This is a genomic window from Ottowia flava (assembly GCF_008017535.1).
Taxonomy (GTDB): Bacteria; Pseudomonadota; Gammaproteobacteria; order Burkholderiales; family Burkholderiaceae_C; genus Ottowia; species Ottowia flava.
Genome location: NZ_VRUA01000015.1, coordinates 30,262 through 52,049, shown reverse-complemented (window position 1 = coordinate 52,049; position 21,788 = coordinate 30,262). Strand labels below are relative to the sequence as shown.

14 protein-coding genes, 1 tRNA gene and 1 pseudogene are annotated in these 21,788 nt (G+C 67.6%); 12 read left to right on the top strand and 4 right to left on the bottom strand.

From position 1 onward, the window contains the following. Positions 1–268 precede the first annotated feature (268 nt). The 4 genes from FVQ98_RS14405 (at position 269) to rimO (ending at position 6,782) form a co-directional block, all read left to right on the top strand. Positions 269–3,181 carry an aconitate hydratase gene (locus FVQ98_RS14405; RefSeq protein ID WP_147914146.1) on the top strand — a complete coding sequence of 971 codons (2,913 nt, stop codon included), beginning with the start codon at positions 269–271 and terminating at the stop codon, positions 3,179–3,181. 117 nt (positions 3,182–3,298) lie between these two features. Continuing rightward, the gene (locus FVQ98_RS14400) at positions 3,299–4,495 is read left to right on the top strand and encodes an FAD-dependent monooxygenase (protein ID WP_147914145.1); all 1,197 of its coding nucleotides are present in this window, start codon (positions 3,299–3,301) and stop codon (positions 4,493–4,495) included. A 229-nt stretch (positions 4,496–4,724) separates the two neighbouring features. Continuing rightward, complete coding sequence (gene phaR / locus FVQ98_RS14395; RefSeq protein WP_147914144.1) at positions 4,725–5,309, top strand: polyhydroxyalkanoate synthesis repressor PhaR; 585 nt, start codon at positions 4,725–4,727, stop codon at positions 5,307–5,309. A 51-nt stretch (positions 5,310–5,360) separates the two neighbouring features. Then, on the top strand, positions 5,361–6,782 hold the full coding sequence (rimO, locus tag FVQ98_RS14390; protein ID WP_147914143.1) for a 30S ribosomal protein S12 methylthiotransferase RimO: 1,422 nt from the start codon (positions 5,361–5,363) through the stop codon (positions 6,780–6,782). Between the two features lie 421 nt (positions 6,783–7,203). On the opposite strand, the gene FVQ98_RS14385 is transcribed toward rimO, so the two are convergent. Then, a tRNA-Leu gene (locus FVQ98_RS14385) sits at positions 7,204–7,288 on the bottom strand. Positions 7,289–7,324: 36 nt separating this feature from the next. On the opposite strand from FVQ98_RS14385, the gene rnr reads away from it, so the two are divergent. Together rnr and FVQ98_RS14375 are read left to right on the top strand one after the other, a co-directional pair. Continuing rightward, positions 7,325–9,643: a ribonuclease R gene (rnr, locus tag FVQ98_RS14380; RefSeq protein ID WP_147914142.1), complete on the top strand. Its 2,319-nt coding sequence runs from the start codon at positions 7,325–7,327 to the stop codon at positions 9,641–9,643. Between the two features lie 150 nt (positions 9,644–9,793). Further along, the gene (locus FVQ98_RS14375) at positions 9,794–10,558 is read left to right on the top strand and encodes an SDR family oxidoreductase (protein ID WP_147914141.1); all 765 of its coding nucleotides are present in this window, start codon (positions 9,794–9,796) and stop codon (positions 10,556–10,558) included. A 40-nt stretch (positions 10,559–10,598) separates the two neighbouring features. On the opposite strand, the gene FVQ98_RS14370 is transcribed toward FVQ98_RS14375, so the two are convergent. Further along, positions 10,599–12,149 carry an NAD(P)H-hydrate dehydratase gene (locus FVQ98_RS14370; protein ID WP_147914140.1) on the bottom strand — a complete coding sequence of 517 codons (1,551 nt, stop codon included), beginning with the start codon at positions 12,147–12,149 and terminating at the stop codon, positions 10,599–10,601. 218 nt (positions 12,150–12,367) lie between these two features. On the opposite strand from FVQ98_RS14370, the pseudogene ureG reads away from it, so the two are divergent. Next, positions 12,368–12,798: pseudogene (gene ureG / locus FVQ98_RS14365) on the top strand (urease accessory protein UreG); the annotation flags it as partial. 37 nt (positions 12,799–12,835) lie between these two features. Here ureG and FVQ98_RS14360 read toward each other — a convergent pair. Then, positions 12,836–13,747 (bottom strand): transporter substrate-binding domain-containing protein, encoded by a 912-nt coding sequence (locus tag FVQ98_RS14360; RefSeq protein WP_370512966.1) that lies wholly within the window; start codon positions 13,745–13,747, stop codon positions 12,836–12,838. A 308-nt stretch (positions 13,748–14,055) separates the two neighbouring features. Between FVQ98_RS14360 and FVQ98_RS14355 the strand changes: the two genes are divergently transcribed. From FVQ98_RS14355 to FVQ98_RS14335, 5 genes are all read left to right on the top strand, one after another. Then, the gene (locus FVQ98_RS14355) at positions 14,056–15,906 is read left to right on the top strand and encodes an NADH-ubiquinone oxidoreductase-F iron-sulfur binding region domain-containing protein (protein WP_147914139.1); all 1,851 of its coding nucleotides are present in this window, start codon (positions 14,056–14,058) and stop codon (positions 15,904–15,906) included. Next, on the top strand, positions 15,903–18,833 hold the full coding sequence (gene fdhF, locus FVQ98_RS14350) for a formate dehydrogenase subunit alpha (protein ID WP_147914138.1): 2,931 nt from the start codon (positions 15,903–15,905) through the stop codon (positions 18,831–18,833). Before FVQ98_RS14355 ends, fdhF begins: the two co-directional genes overlap by 4 nt. A 9-nt stretch (positions 18,834–18,842) precedes the next feature. Beyond that, on the top strand, positions 18,843–19,277 hold the full coding sequence (locus tag FVQ98_RS14345; RefSeq protein WP_147914137.1) for a hotdog fold thioesterase: 435 nt from the start codon (positions 18,843–18,845) through the stop codon (positions 19,275–19,277). 57 nt (positions 19,278–19,334) lie between these two features. Continuing rightward, positions 19,335–20,162 (top strand): hypothetical protein, encoded by an 828-nt coding sequence (locus tag FVQ98_RS14340; RefSeq protein WP_147914136.1) that lies wholly within the window; start codon positions 19,335–19,337, stop codon positions 20,160–20,162. Positions 20,163–20,289: 127 nt separating this feature from the next. Beyond that, positions 20,290–21,279, top strand: coding sequence for a Bug family tripartite tricarboxylate transporter substrate binding protein (locus FVQ98_RS14335; protein WP_147914135.1), 990 nt, complete (start codon positions 20,290–20,292; stop codon positions 21,277–21,279). A gap of 13 nt (positions 21,280–21,292) precedes the next feature. Here FVQ98_RS14335 and FVQ98_RS14330 read toward each other — a convergent pair whose 3' ends face one another. Then, positions 21,293–21,751, bottom strand: coding sequence for an Lrp/AsnC family transcriptional regulator (locus FVQ98_RS14330; RefSeq protein ID WP_147914134.1), 459 nt, complete (start codon positions 21,749–21,751; stop codon positions 21,293–21,295). Positions 21,752–21,788: the final 37 nt, after the last annotated feature.

The following is a 21,788-nucleotide window of genomic DNA, read 5'->3' as shown; positions in this document are numbered from 1 at the left end:
AAGGCGCTGGCGGGCCGCCGTTGTCCCGCCAGCGGCTCGGCCGATCGCGCCAGGGGCGCCGGGCCAGCGTCCCTTGGCTGGGCGCATCGCCCAGTAATTTCTTTTTGCTATCATATGGAGAGCTGTCTGCGCAGATGGTTGTAGGGCGGGAGTCCGATTTGTCTTGTAAATGAGTGGCGAGATGTTGTCGGGTGGCAGGGCTTTTAGAGTGCTGACACAATGGGCGGTGATCGCTACGGCGAGCGCCCACAACTCCAGGAAAGACGTCATGGCTACCCAAAAATCCCACGCTTTCGCTTCCACCCGCCAACCGTTCAAGCTCGGCTCCGGCAAGACCGGTCAGCTCTACTCGCTGCCCGCGCTGGCCCGCAAGTACCCCAACATCAAGCGCCTGCCGGTGTCGCTGCGCATCGTGCTGGAGTCGGTGCTGCGCCACTGCGACGGCAAGAAAGTCACCGCCGAGCACGTCGCCCAGCTCGCCAACTGGCAGCCCAAGGCCGCCCGCACCGACGAGATTCCCTTCACCGTCGCCCGCGTGGTGCTGCAGGACTTCACTGGCGTGCCGCTGCTGGCCGACCTGGCGGCGATGCGTTCGACCGCCGCTGCGATGGGCAAGGACCCCAAGAAGATCGAGCCGCTGGTGCCGGTGGATCTGGTGGTCGACCACTCGGTCATGGTCGACTACTACGGCAAGAAGAACGCGCTCGACCTGAACATGAAGCTCGAATTCCTGCGCAACCGCGAGCGCTACGAGTTCATGAAATGGGGCATGCAGGCGTTTGACACCTTCGGCGTGGTGCCGCCGGGCTTCGGCATCGTGCACCAGGTCAACCTGGAATACCTGGCGCGCGGCGTGCACAAGCGCGCCGACGGCGTGTACTACCCCGACACCCTGGTCGGCACCGACAGCCACACCACCATGATCAACGGCATCGGCGTGGTGGGTTGGGGCGTGGGCGGCATCGAGGCCGAAGCCGCCATGCTGGGTCAGCCGGTGTACTTCCTCACGCCCGATGTGGTGGGCTTTGAGCTGAAAGGCCGCCTGCGCGAAGGCTGCACCGCCACCGACCTGGTGCTGACGGTGACCGAGATCCTGCGCCAGCACAAGGTTGTCGGCAAGTTCGTCGAATTCTTCGGCGAAGGCACGCGCACGCTCAGCCTGCCCGACCGCGCCACCATCGGCAACATGGCGCCCGAATACGGCGCAACCATGGGCTTCTTCCCGGTGGACGAGCGCACCATCGAGTACTTCCAGGGCACGGGCCGCACCAAGGCCGAGATCGACGCGTTCGAGGCCTACTTCAAGGCGCAGAAGCTGTTCGGCATCCCCAAGGCGGGCGAAATCGACTATTCGCAGGTCATCACGCTGGACCTGGGCACCGTGGCCCCGAGCCTCGCTGGCCCCAAGCGCCCGCAAGACCGCATCGAGCTGGGCAACGTCTCGCGCCAGTTTGTCGAGCTGTTCTCCAAGCCGATGAGCGACAACGGCTTCAACCGCCCGGCCGAGTTGCTGCACACCCGCGTGCACGTCACGCGCGACAACGTGCCGGATGCGGACGAGCGCGCACCGGCCGAGGCGCCCACGCCGCTGGGCGCGCCGCGCGCCATGGTCGAAATGGTGGCCAACAAGTCGACGCTGGCCGCCGCGCTGGCCGAGGCCGATGTGGTCGAGCCGATCTCGGTCAGCGAATACTCGCTGGGCAACGGCGACGTGCTGATTGCCGCCATCACCAGCTGTACCAACACCAGCAACCCCAGCGTGCTGCTGGCCGCCGGTCTTCTGGCCAAGAAGGCGGTGCAGGCGGGGCTGACCGTCAAGCCGCACGTCAAGACCTCGCTGGCCCCCGGCTCGCGCATCGTCACCGAGTACCTGACCGAAACCGGCCTGCTGCCCTACCTGGAAAAGCTGGGCTTTGCCGTGGCCGGTTACGGCTGCACCACCTGCATCGGCAACGCGGGTGACCTGGCGCCCGAGATCAACGAGGCCATCACCCGCAACGAACTGGTGGCCGCGGCCGTGCTGTCGGGCAACCGCAACTTCGAGGCGCGCATCCACCCGAACCTGAAGGCCAACTTCCTGGCCAGCCCGCCGCTGGTGGTGGCGTACGCCATTGCCGGCAACATGATGGTCGACCTGATGACCCAGCCCGTGGGCAAGGGCAAAGGCGGCAAGGATGTGTTCCTGGGCGACATCTGGCCGACCAGCGACGAGATCAACAAGCTGCTGAAGTACGCGATGAAGGGCAAGGCCTTCCGCGAGAACTACGCCAAGGTCGCGACCGAGCCGGGCAAGCTGTGGGAGCGCATCGAGGGCGTGACCGGGCAGGTCTACAACTGGCCCACCAGCACGTACATTGCCGAGCCGCCGTTCTTTGCCGATTTTGCTAACGAATCAGGAGCTGCCCGCGCAGATCTGACAGGGGCTGGCGGCCAAAATGATGCCCATCGCGTGAGCGGCGCCCGCATCATGGCGCTGTTCGGCGACAGCATCACCACCGACCACATCTCGCCCGCCGGCAGCATCAAGGACAGTTCGCCCGCGGGCCAGTGGCTGCTGGACCACGGCGTGCAGAAGGCCGACTTCAACAGCTACGGCGCGCGCCGCGGCAACCACGAAGTCATGATGCGCGGCACCTTCGCCAACGTGCGCATCAAGAACCTGATGCTGCCGCCGCTGGAAAGCGGCAGCCGCGAAGAGGGCGGCCTCACGCTGTTCCAGCAACCCGGCGCGCTGCAGGGCACCAAACAGTACATCTACGACGCGGCCATGAAGTACATCGCCGCAGGCGTGCCCACGGTGGTGTTCGCAGGCGAGGAGTACGGCACCGGCTCCAGCCGCGATTGGGCCGCCAAGGGCACGCAGTTGCTGGGCATCAAGGCCGTGGTCGCCAAGAGCTTCGAACGCATCCACCGCAGCAACCTGGTGGGCATGGGCGTGCTGCCCCTGCAGTTCAAGGCCGGCGAATCCTGGGAATCGCTGGGGCTGAAGGGCGACGAGCTGGTTGAGATCGTCTGCGACGAGCAACTGACGCCGCAAAGCGACGCGCGTCTGGTGATCACGCGCGCCGATGGCACCAAGGACGAAGCTTCGCTGACGCTGCGCATCGACACGCCGATCGAGGTCGACTACTTCCGCGCCGGCGGCATCCTGCCCTACGTGCTGCGGCAGTTGTTGGCCTGACGGGCCATCGGGCACGCCTTGCCTATGCCCCGGCAGCGCATGCGCTGCCGGGGTTTTTCTTATGTCTGACGCCATGGCGCACCGCAGCCGCGGTGGTTCAGGCGGCACAATCGGCGCATGAGTGCGTTGGAGGTATTGGTCGCGGGAGGCGGCATTGGCGGGGTTGCGGCAGCGCTGGCCACGGCGCGCGCCGGTTGCGAGGTGCGCCTTTACGAGCGCGCTCCTGTGTTCAGCGAGGTCGGGGCGGGTATTCAGCTTGGCCCCAATGCCACTCGGGTGCTGATTCAGTGGGGTTTGGGCGATGCGCTGAAGGGCGTGGCCGCCTTCCCTGAAGCCCTGCGGGTGCGCGACGCGGCAAGCGGGGCTGAGTTGGGTCGCTTGGCGCTGGGCGCGCGCATGGCGGCGCGCTATGGCGCGCCTTACGCCACGGTCCATCGCGCCGATCTGCACGAGGTGCTGACGCGTGCTCTCTTGCAGCAGGAGCGTGTGCATCTGTGCCTGGACCATGCAGTTGTCCGCTGCGCCGTCGACGCAGACGCAGTGACCCTGCGCACCTCGCGTGGCGTCGATGTCGAGGGCGACGTACTGGTGGGTGCCGACGGCGTCTGGAGCGCTGTGCGCGAGCAGTTGCTGCACGATGGACCGCCGCGCCTGACAGGCCATCTGGCCTACCGCGCCATGCTGCGCAGCGACGCCTTGCCGGCCGGCCTGCGCGGCAACGAGGTGACCGCCTGGCTTGGCCCTCGTTTGCATGTGGTGCAGTACCCAGTGCGCGGTGGCGCGTGGGTGAACGTGGTGGCCATTGTGCTGGGGTCGCCGCCTGCCAATGCGCAGGACTGGGACCACGGCGGCCACGCTGCCGACCTGGCGCGTGCCTTGGGCCCTCTGTGTGCGCCTCTGCGGGCGCTGATCGATGCCGCGCCAGAGGCGAGCGTGAATCCCTATGTCTGGCGCCTGTGGGCGCTGGCGGGCAGACCACCAGTGAGGGCAACCAACCAGTTGGTGCGCGGGCGCGCGGTTTTACTGGGCGATGCGGCGCATCCGATGGTGCCGTTCCTGGCGCAGGGGGCGGGCATGGCGATCGAGGATGCAGCCGAACTCGCGCGTGCGATCGGCATCGATGCGGTCGACGTACCGACCCGCTTGCAGCGCTACGCCCTCGCGCGCTGGCAGCGCGTGGCCCGTGTTCAGGCGCGGGCCTGGCGCAACGGTCAGATCTTTCATTCCACGGGTCTGGTGCGCGTGGGCAGAGATGCCTCCATGCGCCTGCTCGGCGAGCGGCTGCTCGACGTCCCTTGGCTGTACGGCGGTTGAGCGATGGCCCGGTCGCTGGGCGAGCCCTCGCCGGAAGGCTGCGACCGTGTGCGGCGCAGCAAGCGGCGAGGCTGTCGGGGCGTTGACCTACCTTGCTGGGGCGCCTCATCGCAACTGAAAATCACGCAACTGCGCGTACTTTCAGCACTTTTAACATCAGGGTTAGCCATGGCGAGGCGGCTGGGGTTGGCCGTCTAGAATGAATCGCAATGCAGCACGACGCCCCCAGATGAGCCGTAGTTCCTCCCCTGCCGCCGCGCCGAACCCAAAAAGCGGCAAGGCTTCCAAGCCTCCCGCGCAGCCAGCCGACGACGGCTTGCGCGTCATCAAGAAATACCCCAACCGGCGCCTGTACGACACCGCCAGCTCCAGCTACATCACCTTGGCCCAGGTGCGCCAGTTGGTGATGGACCGCGAACTCTTCGTGGTGCGCGACGCCAAGAGCGGCGAAGACCTCACGCGCAGCATCCTGCTGCAGATCATCCTGGAAGAAGAAGCCGGCGGCGCGCCGATGTTCACCGAGACCATGTTGTCCAGCATCATCCGCTTCTACGGCCACGCGCTGCAGGGCTTCATGGGCTCGTACCTCGAAAAGAACATCCAGTCCTTCATCGAGATCCAGGCCAAGCTGTCCGAACAGTCGCAAGGCCTGTCACCCGAACTGTGGTCGCAGTTCATGCGCATGCAGTCGCCGCTGATGCAGGGCGTGATGGGCAATTACCTCGAACAGTCCAAGAACATGTTCCTGCAGATGCAGGAGCAAATGACCAAGCAGACCGAGCAGATGTGGGGCGCCTTCGGCCTCAAGCGCTGAAGACTCGCACCAGCGGCAGCGCAGCGGGGCCCAGGCTGCGACAATCGCGGGATGAGTGAAACCACCACGCCGGCCCCGCGCATCGGATTTGTCAGCCTGGGCTGCCCGAAAGCGCTGACCGACTCCGAACTGATCCTGACCCAGTTGTCGGCCGAGGGCTACGCCACCAGCAAGACCTTTGAAGGCGCTGACCTCGTCATCGTCAACACCTGCGGCTTCATCGACGAGGCCGTCAAGGAAAGCCTGGACACCATCGGCGAGGCCTTGTCGGTCAACGGCAAAGTCATTGTCACCGGTTGCCTTGGTGCAAAAACGATAGCTGGTCGCGCTGATGGTTCTAGGGCGGAACGACAAAAAGACGATGAAAATCTGGTGCGCAGCCTGCACCCGTCCGTTCTGGCCGTCACCGGCCCGCACGCCACGCAGGAGGTGATGGACGCGGTGCACCAGCACCTGCCCAAGCCGCACGACCCCTTCATCGACCTGGTGCCTGGCGCCTTTGGCGAAGCGGGCCTGAAGCTCACGCCGCGCCACTACGCTTATTTGAAGATCAGCGAGGGCTGCAACCACCGCTGCACCTTCTGCATCATCCCGTCGATGCGCGGCGACCTGGTCAGCCGCCCGATCGGCGATGTGCTGAAGGAGGCGCGCGCGCTGTTTGAAGGCGGCGTGAAAGAGCTGCTGGTGATCAGCCAGGACACCTCGGCCTACGGCGTCGACGTGAAGTACCGCACCGGCTTCTGGGACGGTCGCCCGGTCAAGACGCGCATGCTCGAATTGGTGCAAGCGCTGTCCGAGCTGGCCGAGCCGCACGGCGCCTGGGTGCGTCTGCACTACGTTTACCCGTACCCGCACGTCGACGAGATCCTGCCGTTGATGGCCGAAGGCCGTGTGCTGCCTTACCTGGACGTGCCCTTTCAGCACAGCCACCCCGACGTGCTGCGCCGCATGAAGCGCCCGGCCAGCGGCGAGAAAAACCTGGAGCGCCTGGCGCGCTGGCGCGAGATCTGCCCTGAGCTGGTCGTGCGCTCTACCTTCATCGCCGGCTTTCCGGGCGAGACCGAAGCCGAGTTTGAGCACCTGCTCGACTTCGTGCGCGAAGCCCGCATCGACCGCGCCGGCTGCTTCGCCTATTCGCCCGTTGAAGGCGCCACCGCGAACGACTTGCCCGGCATGTTGCCGGCCGAGCTGCGCGAAGAGCGCCGCGCCCGCTTCATGGAAGTGGCCGAAGCCGTGTCCACCGCCAAGCTGCGCGATCGTGTCGGCGCGACGATGCAGGTGCTGGTCGATTCGGCACCGGCCCAGGGCCGCAAGGGCGGAGTCGGGCGCAGCTACGCCGACGCACCGGAGATCGACGGCGTGGTGCAGCTGCTGCCGCCCGAAAAGCTCAGCAAGCAAATGAAGGTAGGCGAATTCACCCGTGCGCGCATCGTCGGCACGCAAGGGCACGACCTGGTGGCGGTGCCGATCTGAGGCGCGCGCGCGTTTATCGCCAGACTGCGCTGCGCGGATACCGCGGACGCGCAGCGCCGACACCCCAATGTGCGCTCGACGGGCGCGCGCACACGCCAATCGCTCGACATTTTCAGCGCGCTGGCCCGGCGCTATCTTTTTCGAGGCGCCCAACGCGATCGTGTACCCTTGTCGGCATGCGTCCACCGATGACCGCCCCGCCGCCGTGCGCTGCATGACCACGTTGTCCGGCCGCGGCTTGAACATACCCTGCGGTTGGGGCGCCGCTCTTGTTTGGCGCCGCAGCGCCACCATTTGCCTGTCTGTGTTGTCGCTGCCGACGTCGCCGCGCGTGGCAAAAAAAAGCCGCCCCGTTCGTCAGAACAAGGCGGCAGCATTGAAAAAGGGTCTGCACCTTGCAGTGCAGACCCTCATCAAATTTTGGTGCCCAGGAGAGGACTCGAACCTCCACGGAGTTACCCGCTAGTACCTGAAACTAGTGCGTCTACCAATTCCGCCACCTGGGCATCAGGAATCCGAGATTCTATACCAAAAAAATCCATATGAGCAATACGTTGTTAGAAGAAATTGAGGGAGTGGTTCAAGGCCATCGGGACGGGCACGGTTTCGTGACGCCCGACGATGGTTCGCCCGATTTGTACCTGCCGCCCAACGAGATGCGCGCGGTGCTGCACCGCGACCGCGTGAAGGTGCGCGTGGTGCGTTACGACCGCCGCGGGCGCCCTGAAGGCCGCGTGGTGGAGATCGTGGAACGCCCGCCGCACCCGATCATCGGCCGCCTGCTGAACGAGGGCGGCATCTGGCTGGTGGCGCCCGAAGACAAGCGCTATGGGCAGGACGTGCTGATTCCCAAGGCGGGCATCGGCGCGGCCAAGACGGGGCAGGTGGTCGTCGTCGAATTGACCGAGCCGCCCGCGCTGTACGGCCAGCCCACCGGCCGCGTGCGCGAAGTGCTGGGCGACATCGACGACCCCGGCATGGAGATCGAGATCGCCGTGCGCAAGTACGGCGTGCCGCACGAGTTCTCGCCCGGCGCGCTGGCCGAGGCGCGCGCCTTGCCCGACACCGTGCAAAAGGGCGACTGGGGCGGCCGCATCGACCTGACCGATGTGCCGCTGTGCACCATCGACGGTGAAGACGCGCGCGACTTTGACGACGCCGTGTACTGCGAGCCCGCCGTCGTCACCGGCCGCGGCAAGAAGCCCAATGGCTGGCGCGTGCTGGTGGCCATTGCGGACGTCAGCCACTACGTCAAGACCGGCAGCCCGATCGACATCGATGCGTACGACCGCGCCACCAGCGTCTACTTCCCGCGCCGCGTGATCCCCATGCTGCCCGAGAAGCTGAGCAACGGCCTGTGCTCGCTCAACCCCGACGTCGACCGCCTGTGCATGGTGTGCGACATGCTGATCACCGCCAAGGGCGACGTGCACGCCTACCAGTTTTACCCGGCGGTGATGCACAGCCACGCGCGCTTCACCTACACCGAAGTCGCCGCCATCCTGGCCAACACGCGCGGCCCCGAAGCGGCGCGCCGCAAGGACCGCGTGCAGGATTTGCTGAACCTGCACGACGTCTTCAGCGCGTTGCTCAAGGCGCGCCACGCACGCGGCGCGGTGGACTTCGACACCGTGGAAACGCAGATCGTCTGTGATGAGTCCGGCCGCATCGAACGCATCGAACCGCGCACCCGCAACGACGCGCACCGCCTGATCGAGGAATGCATGTTGGCCGCGAACACCTGCAGCGCCGACTTCATCCTGGGCAGCAAGCACCCGGGCCTGTACCGCGTGCACGAAGGCCCCACGCCCGAAAAGCAGGACATCCTGCGTGCCTACCTGAAGGTGCTGGGCCTGGGCCTGTCGATCAGTGACGATCCGCACCCGGGCGAATTCCAGCGCATCGCCGACGCCACCAAGGACCGGCCCGACGCCGAGCAGATCCACATGATGCTGCTGCGCTCGATGAGCCAGGCGATCTACACGCCCGTCAACAGCGGCCACTTCGGCCTGGGCTACGAGGCCTACACGCATTTCACCAGCCCGATCAGGCGCTACCCCGATTTGCTGGTGCACCGCGTCATCAAGGCGATTCTGGGCAAGCAGAAGTACCAGCTGCCCGCGCTGCCGACGCCCGGCGAGGCGCATGAGAAGCTCAGCCGCCGCTTGCAAAAGCAGAGCGCCGCGCGCCGCCAAGACGACGACCAACCGCCCAAGCGCCTGTCCGAAGAGATGCTGGCCTGGGAAGCCGCAGGCCTGCACTGTAGCGCCAACGAGCGCCGCGCCGACGAGGCCAGCCGCGACGTCGAGGCCTGGCTTAAGTGCAAGTACATGAAGGAGCACCTGGGCGAAGAGTTCAACGGCACCGTGTCGGCCGCGACCAGCTTCGGCCTGTTCGTTACGCTGGGCGACCTGTACGTCGAAGGCCTGGTGCACATCACCGAACTGGGCGGCGAGTACTTCCGCTTCGACGAGGTGCGTCAGGAGCTGCGCGGTGAACGCACCGGCATCCGCTACGCCATCGGCACCAAGGTGCGCGTGCAGGTCAGCCGTGTCGACCTGGACGGTCGCAAGATCGACTTCCGCCTGGTCAACGAAGGCGACGAGCTGGGCACGCGCACCGGCCAGGGCAAGAACGCTGGCGGCAACGCCGGTGAACGGGGCGCCCCCGCCAAGCAGTCGGCCAAGCGCGCCGCCCGCAAGGCGCGCGATGCCGAGCGCGGCAACGACCGCTCGCGCCCCACGCCGTCGCCGATCGACGCCTTGCGCGCCTCGGTCAAGAAGGCCGCGGCGCGCGCCAAGGGCGGCGCTGGCAAGCCCAGTGCGAAGGGCAGCGCCAAGTCGCGCAAGTCGCGCCGTTAAGGTACGGTGGCGCGCGCCGTGCGGTGCATCGCTGGGCCGCTGGCCGCTGCAGCGTCGCTTGGATGGCGACACGTTTCGCTATGAAGTGAGTAGCTGGTCGCGCAGGTGGTTGTAGCGCTGCAGGCCGTTTTTGCTTGAAATGAGGGTTTCATGAACACGACTTCGCCCCCGGCCCGCGTGGCCATCGTGACGGGCGCCGGCAGCGGTATTGGCCGCGCGGCGGCGCTGGCTCTGCTGAACGACGGCTGGCAAGTCGCCCTGGCCGGGCGCAGGGCCGAGCCGCTGCAGGCCGTGGCGGCCGAATCCGGCGCGGGCGACCGCGCGTTGGCCGTGCCGACCGACGTCAGCCAGCCGGCCGAAGTGAAAGCGCTGTTCGACCAGACCGTGGCGCGCTTTGGCCGGGTCGATTTGCTGTTCAACAACGCGGGCGTCAACAACCCGCCCGGCCCGTTTGAAGACTGGACGCCCGAGCAATGGCGGGGCGTGGTCGACGTCAACCTGAACGGCATGTTCTTCTGCCTGCAGCAGGCCTTTCGCACCATGAAGGCGCAAACGCCGCAGGGTGGCCGCATCATCAACAACGGCTCCATCTCGGCCACCACGCCGCGGCCCAACTCGGCCGCTTACACGGCGACCAAGCACGCGGTCAAAGGCCTGACCAAGACCGCCGCGCTGGACGGACGCCGGTGGGACATCGCCGTGGGCCAGATCGACGTCGGCAACGCCATGACCGAGTTGGCCGCGCGCATGGCCAAGGGCGTGCCGCAGGCCAATGGCGAGATCGCCGTCGAGCCAATGATGGACGTGGCGCAGGTCGGCCAGGCGGTGCTGCACATGGCCAATTTGCCGCTGGACGTGAACGTGCTGTTCCACACCGTCATGGCGACCAAGATGCCCTTCGTCGGGCGCGGTTGATGGGCTGGTAGGCGGCCGCGGCGGCCTTGCCGCCATCGCGTCACGCCTTCAGCGCTTGCGCCAGCGCGCTGGCCGTCAAGGTCTGACCCACTGGCCACGCATCCGCCACCGCGCCGTGCTGGTACACGGCCGCGCAAGCGGCGCCGAAAGCGTCCGCGCCCGCCGCCAAGCGCGCACCGACCAGGCCAGCCAGCACGTCGCCCGTGCCGCCGGTGGCCAGACGCGCGTTGCCGGTGGGGTTGATGCGAGGCGCGGTGCCCGGCGCGGCGATCACGCTGCCGCTGCCCTTCAGCACGACCACCGCGCCAAAGCGCTTGGCCAAGGCCTGCACCGCCGCCAGTCGGTCGCGCTGCACGTCGGCGGTGGTGGTGGCCAGCAGGCGCGCGGCCTCCAGCGGGTGCGGGGTCAGCACGGTGGGTTGATGGGCGTGCGCCGCCCGCTCGCGCAGCGCGCGCTGCAGGGCCGCGTCGGCCGCCACGGCGTTCAGGCCATCGGCGTCCAGCACCAGGCGCGCGGCCTGCGCCAGCACGGCCGGCAGCACGCCCGCCACTGCGTCACCGCCGCCACAGCCGCAGACGACGGTGAGGTGCGGCAGGTCCAGCAATTCGACGCAGCGGAACATCAATTCGGGCTGCGTCACGTCCAGCAGCGGCGCGGCACCGTGCGGTGACTGATTCAGCAGGCTGTCGTAAACGCGCCCCGCGCCCGCGTGCAGCGCCGCGCGGCCAGCCAGCAGGGCAGCGCCCGCCATCGCCATGCCACCGGCGGCGTCCACTTCACCGCCGATCACCGCCACGTCGCCAAACGTGCCCTTGTGGCTGGCGTGCGGCCGCACGGCGGCGGCCGGCGCGCCGTTCAGCCAAGCCGTTGGCGCTTCGTCGGCAGCGACGCCCAGGTCGTCGTGCCACAGATGTCCGCAAGCGTCTCGCCCGTCGGCGGTGAACAGGCCGGGTTTGAGCGTTAGCAGGCTCAGCGTGTGGCGCCGAGAATATGAATCAAAAATGCCGATGGCCCTAGTGCTGCTTGCGCAGACAGCTACGATTTCAGGAGTATCCGGTGCGGAGAATATGCCCGTGTCGGCGTTCAATCCGCTCGGCACATCGACCGCCAGGCGCGTCGCCGCGCTGGCCGCCATGTGCGCCAGCCACTCGGCCATCCGTCCGCTTACCGGCCGCGCCGCGCCAATGCCCAGCAGCGCGTCCACGCACAAGTCCTGCGGCCCCAGCGCCGACAAAGGCGGCGGCGCATCGGCCAGCCGCACACCGGCCGCCTGTGCCCGCGCCCAGGCCGCGCGTGCGTCTGCTGGCGCGCGCTCCGGGTCGCCGGCCCAGGTAACCCAAGGCGCCTTCCCCCAGCGCTGCAGGTGCAGGGCCGCCTCCAGCCCGTCGCCGCCGTTGTTGCCCGGCCCGCACGCGATCCACACCGTGCGCGCGTGCGGCGCCACGGCCAGCGCCAGCCGCGCCACGGCCAGACCTGCGCGCTGCATCAGCGTGTTTGCCGGCAGCGCCGCCATGGCCGCCTGTTCCAAGCGGCGCGTGGCCGCCACGTCGAACAGCGGTTGCGTGCAGTTCAGGTCCAGGCGGTAGGGCATTCAGGGATTGTGCATGGCGGCCGGCGTAGCGCGTGAGGTGGCTGCGATCAGAATGGGGATGCAGATGGTCAGTGACCCTATCCAAGGATTTCGAACCGTTTGGGAACAGCGCGCCCGGCATGATGAGTGCCTGTTTGGGACCAGGAGCATGTCGAAGCAAGATGGAGGTTGTCAAGCCAAACCGGTTGCTTCAGCACTCCCTGGATGAACACGCAGCCGTGCAAATGGGCGGCTGCCCGCACACGGCGATTCGAGAGGACGCGTCCTCAACTTGGAGGCCATCGACCGCATGCTGGGCGAGTTTCCCGATGCCGACATCGTCTTCGTCGAAAGTGGCGGCGACAACCTGGCCGCCACCTTCAGCCCGGAACTCAGCGATCTGACGATCTACGTGATCGACGTCGCGGCGGGCGAGAAGATTCCGCGCAAGGGCGGCCCCGGCATCACCAAGAGCGACCTGTTCGTCATCAACAAGACCGACCTGGCGCCGCATGTGGGCGCCAACCTCGACGTGATGAAGAGCGACACCGAGCGCATGCGCAGCACGCCGCAGGGCATGAAGCCCTTCGTCATGACCAACCTGAAGACCCAGAGTGGTCTGCAGGAGGTCATCCAGTTCATCGAGCAGAAAGGCCTGCTGCAAGCCTGATCGGCCGCAGGCCCTACAGCCACCTTCGCTGGCAGCTCTATTTGTTGTAGCTTTCCAGGGGCTCGTCGTTGGGCTTGGCGAACAGCGCTTTCAGGGCGTCGCTGAGCGGCAGGTTCAGGCTGGTGTTGCGCGGCGGGATGGGCTGCATGAACCACTTGTCGTAGTGCTTGGCCATCTCGCCCGACGCCGTCATGGCCTTCAGCTCGGCGTCCACCGCCTGCTTGAAAGCCGGGTCGTCCTTGCGGAACAGGATGGCGATGGGCTCGGACTGCAGCGAGGTGCCGACCAGGCGGAACTGCTTGGGGTCGCGCGAGTTGGCCACGATGCCGGCCAGCAGGTTGTCGTCCAGCACGAAGGCCACCGCGCGGCCGGTCTCCACCGATAGCAGGCTTTCGATGTTGTCCTTCTGCTGCGCGACGTTGACCTTGATGTTCAGGTCGCGTTCCAGCTTGCGCAGCAGCTGCACGGCGGTGGTGCCGGTGGTGGCCGACGCGGTCTTGCCGTCCAGCTGCTTCCATTCGGTGATGCCGGAGTCGGCGCGCACGGCCATGCGGACCTGGCTGATGTAGGTGGTGACGGCAAACGCCACCTGCTGCTGACGCACCAGCGTGTTGGTGGCCGGGCCACAGCCGATGTCCACGGTGCCGTTCTGCACCAGCGGCATGGTGTTCTGCGGCGTCATCGCGAAGTATTCGAACTTGGCCTGCGGCGCCAGCTTGCGCAGGATGCGCTCGCACAGTTCAACGTGGTAGCCCGTGAACTTCTCGTGCGCGCCCAGCGCATAGGCCATGGGCGGCGAAGCTTCGCGCACGCCGATCACGGCCTTGCCGCTGCTGCGGATCTTCTCCAGCGTGCCGCCCGCGCCCTGCGCGTGTGCACCGACGGCGAGTGCGGAAAGACACAGGGCGGCGATCCATTTCATGGGGCTGACGCCTAGCGTTCGGTTCATGGCTTGTCTCCTCGGTGTTGTGGGAGATGCCAGTATGACCTGTCGCAGCGGCCGTCCGGACCGTCGCGGGGCATCCTTGCGCCGGTTGCGGCGCGCTGGAGGCGCTGGCGCTCACTTCGGCTGGGCGAAAAGGTGGCGGTGCGGCCAACGCGTGACCATTTCTCTCGGCATGGCGCACCGAAGGCTCTTCGTTCCGGTACCCTGAGCCCGTTGCGAGCGTCCTCGGTACAGTCATCTTGCGAGCCCTGCCTTGGGAAACGAGCGGACCGTCGCGCAAATCCCACCACTACCTGCTTATTTGCACAATAATGCATGTCATGCCCACGGAGACAAGCATCAAAATTCATCCGCGACGCCCGCGCCACCAGCTCAAGGGGCGCCAGCCGACGGATGCCGCGCGCGAAGACGTCGTCGCGCTGATCGGCGAGCCGCCCGCGGAAGGCTACCGCCGCGACCTGCTGATCGAATACCTGCACCGGTTGAACGACCGCCATGGCGGCTTGTTTGAACGCCACCTGGTTGCGCTGGCCGCGCTGATGCGCCTGGGCATGGCCGAGGTGTACGAGGTCGCGACCTTCTACCACCACTTTGAAGTGCTGAAGGACGACGCCACGCCCGCGCGCGTCACCCTGCGCGTGTGCGATTCGCTCAGCTGCCAGTTGGCGGGTGCCGAAGCGCTGATCGCGCGCCTGACCGACGCGCTGGGCGCCGATGCCGGGAAAGACGTGCGGGTGCTGCGAGGCCCCTGCATGGGCCGCTGCGAGCAGGCGCCCGCCGCGCTGCTGACGGTGGACGGACAGACCCAAGGCATCGGCCATGCCAGTGCCGCCGTTCTGGAGGATTTGGTAAAGAAAGCGGCTGCAGCCGGTGCTGCAACTGCGCAACCAGCTCCTGATGTGATAGCGATGGCGGCGTACCAAGCGGACGGCGGCTACGCCACCGCGCAGCGCGTGGCGCGCGGCGAGCTGGGCCACGACGCCGTGTTGCAAGCGTTGGACCACGGCGGTCTGCGCGGTCTGGGCGGCGCAGGCTTTCCCACCGGGCGCAAGTGGCGCATCGTGCGCGATTTCGTGCGGGCGCTCGCCGAGCGGCACGCGCAGCAGCCGGTCGCGCCACTGCCGGGTTGGCCCATCACGCCGTCTGGCGCCGCGCCCGGCGCCTTCGGCGTGCTGGCCATCAACATCGACGAAGGCGAGCCCGGCACCTTCAAAGACCGTTACTACCTGGAACGCGACCCGCACCGCTTTCTGGAAGGCGCGCTGATCACCGCGCAGGTGGTGGGCTGCCAGGCGATCTACATCTACCTGCGCGACGAATACCCCGAATGCCACGCCATCCTGCGCCGCGCCATTGCGGATTTGCAGGCCGCCGCGCCCGCGCTGGACCTGCCGGTGCCGCCGATCGAGCTGCGGCGCGGCGCGGGGGCGTACATCTGCGGTGAAGAAAGCGCCATGATCGAAAGCGTGGAGGGCCAACGCGGCGAGCCGCGCCTGCGCCCGCCCTACATCGCCGAGATCGGCCTGTTCGGCCGCCCCACGCTGGAGCACAACATGGAAACGCTGCACTGGCTGCGCGACATCCTGACGCGGGGGCCGGACTGGTTTGCCGGCCACGGCCGCCACGGGCGCAAAGGCCTGCGCAGTTTCAGCGTCAGCGGGCGCGTGCGTGAGCCGGGCGTGAAGCTGGCCCCGGCCGGCATCACGCTGCGCGAGCTGATCGACGAACACTGCGGCGGCATGGCCGAGGGCCACCAGCTCTACGCCTACCTGCCCGGCGGCGCCAGCGGCGGCATCTTCCCGGCCAGCCTGGCCGACGTGCCGCTGGACTTCGACACACTGCAGCCGCACGGCGGCTTCATCGGCAGTGCGGCGGTGATCGTGCTCAGCGACCAGGACCGCGCGCGCGACGCGGCGCTGTCGATGATGCGGTTCTTCGCCGACGAAAGCTGCGGCCAGTGCACACCTTGCCGCGTCGGCACGGCGAAGGCGGCGCTGCTGATGGAGTCGCCGCAGTGGGACAACGTTACGTTGGAAGACCTGAACACCGTGATGGCCGACGCCTCCATCTGCGGCTTGGGCCAGGCTGCGCCCAACCCGGTGCGCAGTGTGCAACGCTATTTCGCGCACGAAGTCGGCGGCGCACAGGAGCAGGGCGCATGAGCAGCGTTTTAGAACAAAATCAGCCTGCAGCCCTACAGCCACACGCGCAGCCAGCTATCGAATTTGAACTCGATGGCCGCGCCGTGCACGCGCACGCGGGCGAAACCATTCTGAAAGCGGCCGAGCGCCACGGCGTCGACATCCCGCGCCTTTGCTTCACCGACGGCCTGCGCCCCGACGGCAACTGCCGCGCCTGCGTGGTCGAGGTGGCGGGCGAGCGCACGCTGGCGCCCAGCTGCTGCCGCACGGTACAGCCGGGCATGAAGGTCAGCGCCAGCAGCGAACGCGCGCGCCGCAGCCAGCAGATGGTGATCGAGTTGCTGTTGGCCGACGTCCCTCAGGCAGGCCACAAATGGCTGGACGACAACCCCGCCGAGCCGCACGGCGAGCTGAGCCAATGGGCCGCGCGCGAAGGCGTGCAGGTGCGCCCGGCGCTGGCGGCGCTGCGCCGCGAAGAACCCGCGCCCGACTTGAGCCATCCCGCCATGGCCGTCAACCTGGACGCCTGCATCCAGTGCACGCGCTGCGTGCGCGCCTGCCGCGAAGCGCAGGTCAACGACGTGATCGGCTACGCCGGCCGCGGCAGCCACGCGCGCATCGTGTTCGACCTGGACGACCCGATGGGCGCCAGCACCTGCGTGGCCTGCGGCGAGTGCGTGCAGGCCTGCCCGACCGGCGCGCTGATGCCCAAGACGCAACTGGGTGCGCAAAGCGTGGACCGCGCGGTCGATTCGGTTTGCCCCTTCTGCGGCGTCGGCTGCCAGATCACCTACAAGGTGAAGGACGAGCGCATCGTCAGCGTCAGCGGCCGCGGCGGCCCGGCCAACGAAGGTCGCTTGTGCGTCAAAGGGCGCTTCGGCTTCGACTACGTGGCCAGCCCCGACCGCGTGACGCGCCCGCTGATCCGACGCGCCGATGCGCCGAAAGACGTGGCGCACTGCGAAGCCGCGCCCGACTGGCGCGAGGTCTTCCGCGAAGCCACGTGGGAAGAAGCCCTGGACCTGGCTGCTGGTGGCCTGCGCGATCTGAAAACGTCGCATGGCCCCAAGTCGCTCGCCGGTTTCGGCAGCGCCAAGGGCAGCAACGAAGAGGCCTACCTGTTCCAGAAGCTGGTGCGCACCGGCTTTGGCAGCAACAACGTCGACCACTGCACGCGCCTGTGCCACGCCAGCAGCGTGGCCGCGCTGCTGGAAGGCGTGGGCTCGGGCGCGGTCAGCAACCCGGTGCGCGACGTGGCAGAGGCCGAGCTGATCTTCATCATCGGCTCCAACCCTACGGCCAACCACCCGGTGGCCGCGACGTGGATGAAGAACGCGGCGCAGCGCGGCGCCAAGATCGTGCTGGCCGACCCGCGCGTGACCGATATCGCGCGCCACGCCTGGCGCGTGCTGCCCTTCAAGCCCAGCGCCGACGTCGCCATGCTGAACGCGCTGCTGCACGTCATCGTGGAAGAGGGGCTGGTGGACGAAGCCTTCATCCGCGAGCGCGCCGACAACTACGCGGCGCTGGTCGCCAACGTGCAGGGCTACAGCCCGGAAGCCATGGCGCCGATCTGCGGCATTCCGGCCGCCACGCTGCGCGAAGTGGCGCGCGCCTACGCCACGGCCAAGAGCAGCATCATCCTGTGGGGCATGGGCGTCAGCCAGCACGTGCACGGCACCGACAACGTGCGCTGCCTGATCGCGCTGGCCACCTGCACCGGCCAGATCGGCCGCCCGGGCACCGGCCTGCACCCGCTGCGCGGCCAGAACAACGTGCAAGGCGCCAGCGACGCGGGCCTGATCCCGATGATGTTCCCCAACTACCAGCGCGTGGACAACGGTGCCGCGCACGCGTGGTTTGAGGATTTTTGGGACACGAAGCTGGACGAGACGCCCGGCTACACCGTCGTTGAAATCATGCACAAGGCGCTGGCCGACGACAGCGACCCGCACAAGGTGCGCGGCATGTACATCATGGGCGAGAACCCGGCCATGAGCGACCCCGACCTGAACCACGCGCGCCACGCGCTGGCCAGCCTGCAGCACCTGGTGGTGCAAGACATCTTCTTGACCGAAACCGCCTGGCTGGCCGACGTCATCCTGCCGGCCAGCGCCTGGCCCGAAAAGACCGGCACCGTGAGCAACACCGACCGCATGGTGCAGTTGGGCCTGCAGGCCTTGCAGCCACCGGGCGAGGCGCGTGCCGACCTGTGGATCATCCAGCAGCTGGCCACGCGCCTGGGTCTGCCATGGGACTATGAAAACAGTAGCTGGCTGCGCAATCTGGGTGAGGGTCAGAAGCCGATTTCGCTTGAAACCACATCGCCCACGTACCACGGCGTGGCCGCGGTGTACGACGAGATGCGGCGCGCCATGCACGGCGCGATTGCCGGCATCACCTGGGACCGACTGACGCGCGAAAGCAGCGTTACCTACCCCTGCCTGGACGAGGCCGACCCGGGCCAGCCGATCGTCTTCACCGACGGCGTGCCCACCGCCAACGGTCGTGTGCAGCTGGTGCCGGCCGACATCATCCCCGCGGCCGAGCGGCCCGACGCCGACTACCCCATGGTGCTGATCACCGGCCGCCAGCTGGAGCACTGGCACACCGGCGCCATGACGCGGCGCGCCAGCGTGCTGGACGCGCTGGAGCCGTCGCCCACGGTGTCGATGCATGGCGACGACCTGGCGCGCCTGGGGCTGACGGCGGGTGGCCAGGCGCGCGTGCAGTCGCGCCGTGGTGAGGTGACGTTGACCGTGCGCCGCGACGACGGCACGCCGGTCGGCAGCGTGTTCATCCCGTTTGCCTACCGCGAGGCGGCGGCCAATTTGCTGACCAACGCCGCGCTGGACCCGTTCGGCAAGATTCCCGAGTTCAAGTATTGCGCGGTGCGTGTGCTGCCTGCTGGCCATATGCCGCCGCAGCCCGCGACGTTCGCGCACTGAGGTCGCCGCATGTCCATCTGGCATACCGCCTTTCCTATCGCTTCTGCCAACGAGCGCAGCCAGGGCTGTGCCAACGGCCACCTCGGCATTGAATTGCTGGACGCGGGCGACGACTTCCTGCGCGGGCGCATTCCGGTGGACGCGCGCACGCGCCAGCCGGCGGGCGTGCTGCACGGCGGCGTGTCGGTGGTGCTGGCCGAAACGCTGGCATCCTGGGCGTCGGCTTACGTGGTCGACCCGGCCCAGTACCACTGCGTCGGCCAGGAGATCAACGCCAACCACCTGCGCGCCGTGCCCGACGGCTGGGTCTACGGCGTGGCGCGGCCGCTGCACCTGGGCCGCTCCAGCCACGTGTGGGACGTGCGCCTGACCGACGAGGCCGACCGCCTGACCTGCGTGTCGCGCGTCACCATGGCTGTGCTGAAGACGCCGGGGCGTTACTGACGCCGCGCCGCGGCTGAACCGTGCGCTGCGCGCGTTGGCGCCACCGCTCTCACCACCATGCTTACCCGTCGCCACCAGCAACGCCTGCGCGCCATGTACCGGTCGGCCGGATGGCCGTTTCAGGATGTACTGGAGGTCGAGTTGCTGGCGGCAGGGCTGCTCGAGCGCATGCCCGCCGCGCAAGGTGGCGACACGCTGCGTGTGACCGACGCTGGCCTGCGCGCGATCCGCGACGGCGCGGTGGGCAACCGGCAGGCGCTCAGCGCACACGAAGCGCTGGTGCAGCGTGTGGCGCAGGCCCAGTGTGCGGCGGGGCGTCTGGTGTGGCGCGGCATTGCGTTGCGCGTGCCTTTGCCAAAATCTGAAGAAAATGTGGCGCCGGCCCTAGATGAATCTGCGCAGACAGCTATTGAAAATACAGTGATTGAGGCAACGCCGGACGCAGCACCCGTGCGCTGGGTGGTGGCGCAGCCCGACGTTTTTTCCGTGCGCCACACCAGCGTCGAGGCGTACCTGGAGCCCGTCGTGCACGAGATCAAGGTTAGCCGCGCCGACCTGCTGGGCGACCTGCGGCGCCCGCACAAGCGCGCTGCCTACCTGCAGATGGGTGGCGCTTGCTGGTACGTGCTGGGCCTGGACGCGCGCGGCCGCCCGATCGCCCAGCCCGAAGAAGTACCGCCCGAATGCGGCGTGCTGCAATGGGACGGCGAACGCCTGCACGCCTTGCGCCGCGCGCCGCAGCGCGCCATCGAGCGGCTGCCCTTTGGTACCTGGATGGCGTTGGCACGCGCCACGCCGTGGGTCGGCGAAGAGGAGATGGCGCAGCAGTCACTGGAAGCGCCCGACGAGGGCGTGCACGGGTCCGGCGGGCCAGCGGGCGGTTGAGCTTGGCGCTACGCCTGTCGCGCAGGTGAACGCATCGGTGCGGTCCCGCATTGCCTGCACCGCAAGCCACCCGCACAATGGGCCGGTACTGTGCCCCGTGTCACCACCCACTGAGGAGAGTCGATTGATGCATGCAACGAGGATGCCGCGCCGTGCGCTGCTGGCAGGTCTCGGCGGGGCCGCGCTGCTGGCGCCGCTGGCCGCGTGGCCCCAGGACGCTTTTCCGGCCAAGGCGGTGCGCATCATGTACCCCTTCTCTCCGGGCGGCGGCATGGAGCTCGTCTTGCGTGTGATGGCTGACCAGATGCAGCGCTCCACCGGCCAGGCTTTCATCGTCGACAACCGCACCGGCGCAGGCGGCGCCATCGCGGTCAACGCGATGGTCACGGCGCCGCCGGACGGCTACACGCTGTTCGTGGGGCCGGTGGGCATCTCTGCGATCACGCCGCACCTGCGCAAGCTGCCCTACGACACGCTGCGGGACATGCAGCCCGTGGCCAAGCTGTCGGAATTTCACTCGGCCTATACGGTGGCCAACAACCTGCCGGTGAAGACGCTGCCGGAATTCATTGCCTACGCGAAGGCCAACCCGGGCAAGGTGACCTTCGCAACCTCGGGCATCGGTTCCCAAGGCCACCTGCGCGGCGAAATGCTGCAGAAGGAATGGGGCATTCAGATGACGCATGTGCCCTACAAGGGCGCTGCCGACATCACCAACGACTTGCTGGGCGGCCGGGTCGACTTCACGGCCGACGTGACCATGCTGCAGTACGTCAAGCAAGGCAAGGCCCGCCTGCTGGCAGTGGACTATGCGCAGCGCCTGCCCGACTTCCCCGACGTGCCCACCGTGTCCGAACTGCCCGTGCCCAGGTCCGGCACGAGCAGCGGCACCTGGTTCGGCGCGTTCGCGCCCAAGGGGACACCGCAGGCGGTACTGGACAAGCTGGCGGCGGAGTTCGACAAGGCACTCAAACTGCCCGAGGTGGCTGCCAAGATGCGGCCGTTTGCCATGCAGCCCGCGTTCGCCGGACCGGCAGCCTTCCGCAAGCAGTGGGAGGCGGACTACGCCTCCTATGGCCGGGTCATCAAGGAATTGGGCATCAAGATCGACCAGTGAACGCGCGCGCTGGTCAAGCGTAGTCCAGGGGCAGCGCCGTGGTGAACTTGATCTGCTCCATGGCGAAGCTGGAGCTGATGTCCGACAGCTTCACGTCGCGGATCAGGCGCTTGTACACGCCGTCAAAAGCGGCGATGTCGGGTACCACCACGCGCAGCAGGTAGTCCGTGTCGCCACTCATCCGGTAGAACTCGACGATCTGCGGAATGGCGGCCACCACGCTGGCGAACTTGCGGAACCAGGCCTCGCTGTGCTCGCTGGTGCGCACCGCGACGAACACCGTCACCCCCACATTCAGGCGGGCGGGGTTGAGCAGGGCCACGCGCCGCTCGATCACGCCAGCGCGCTCAAGCTGCTGGATGCGGCGCCAGCAGGGCGTGGTGGTCAGTCCCACGCGCTCGGCGATATCGCTGACCGGGGTGGTGCAGTCGTCCTGAAGGATGGCCAGGATGGCTTTGTCGATCTTGTCCATGGCGTCGGCCAGAGGGTGGTTTCTATTTTCAAGTGAA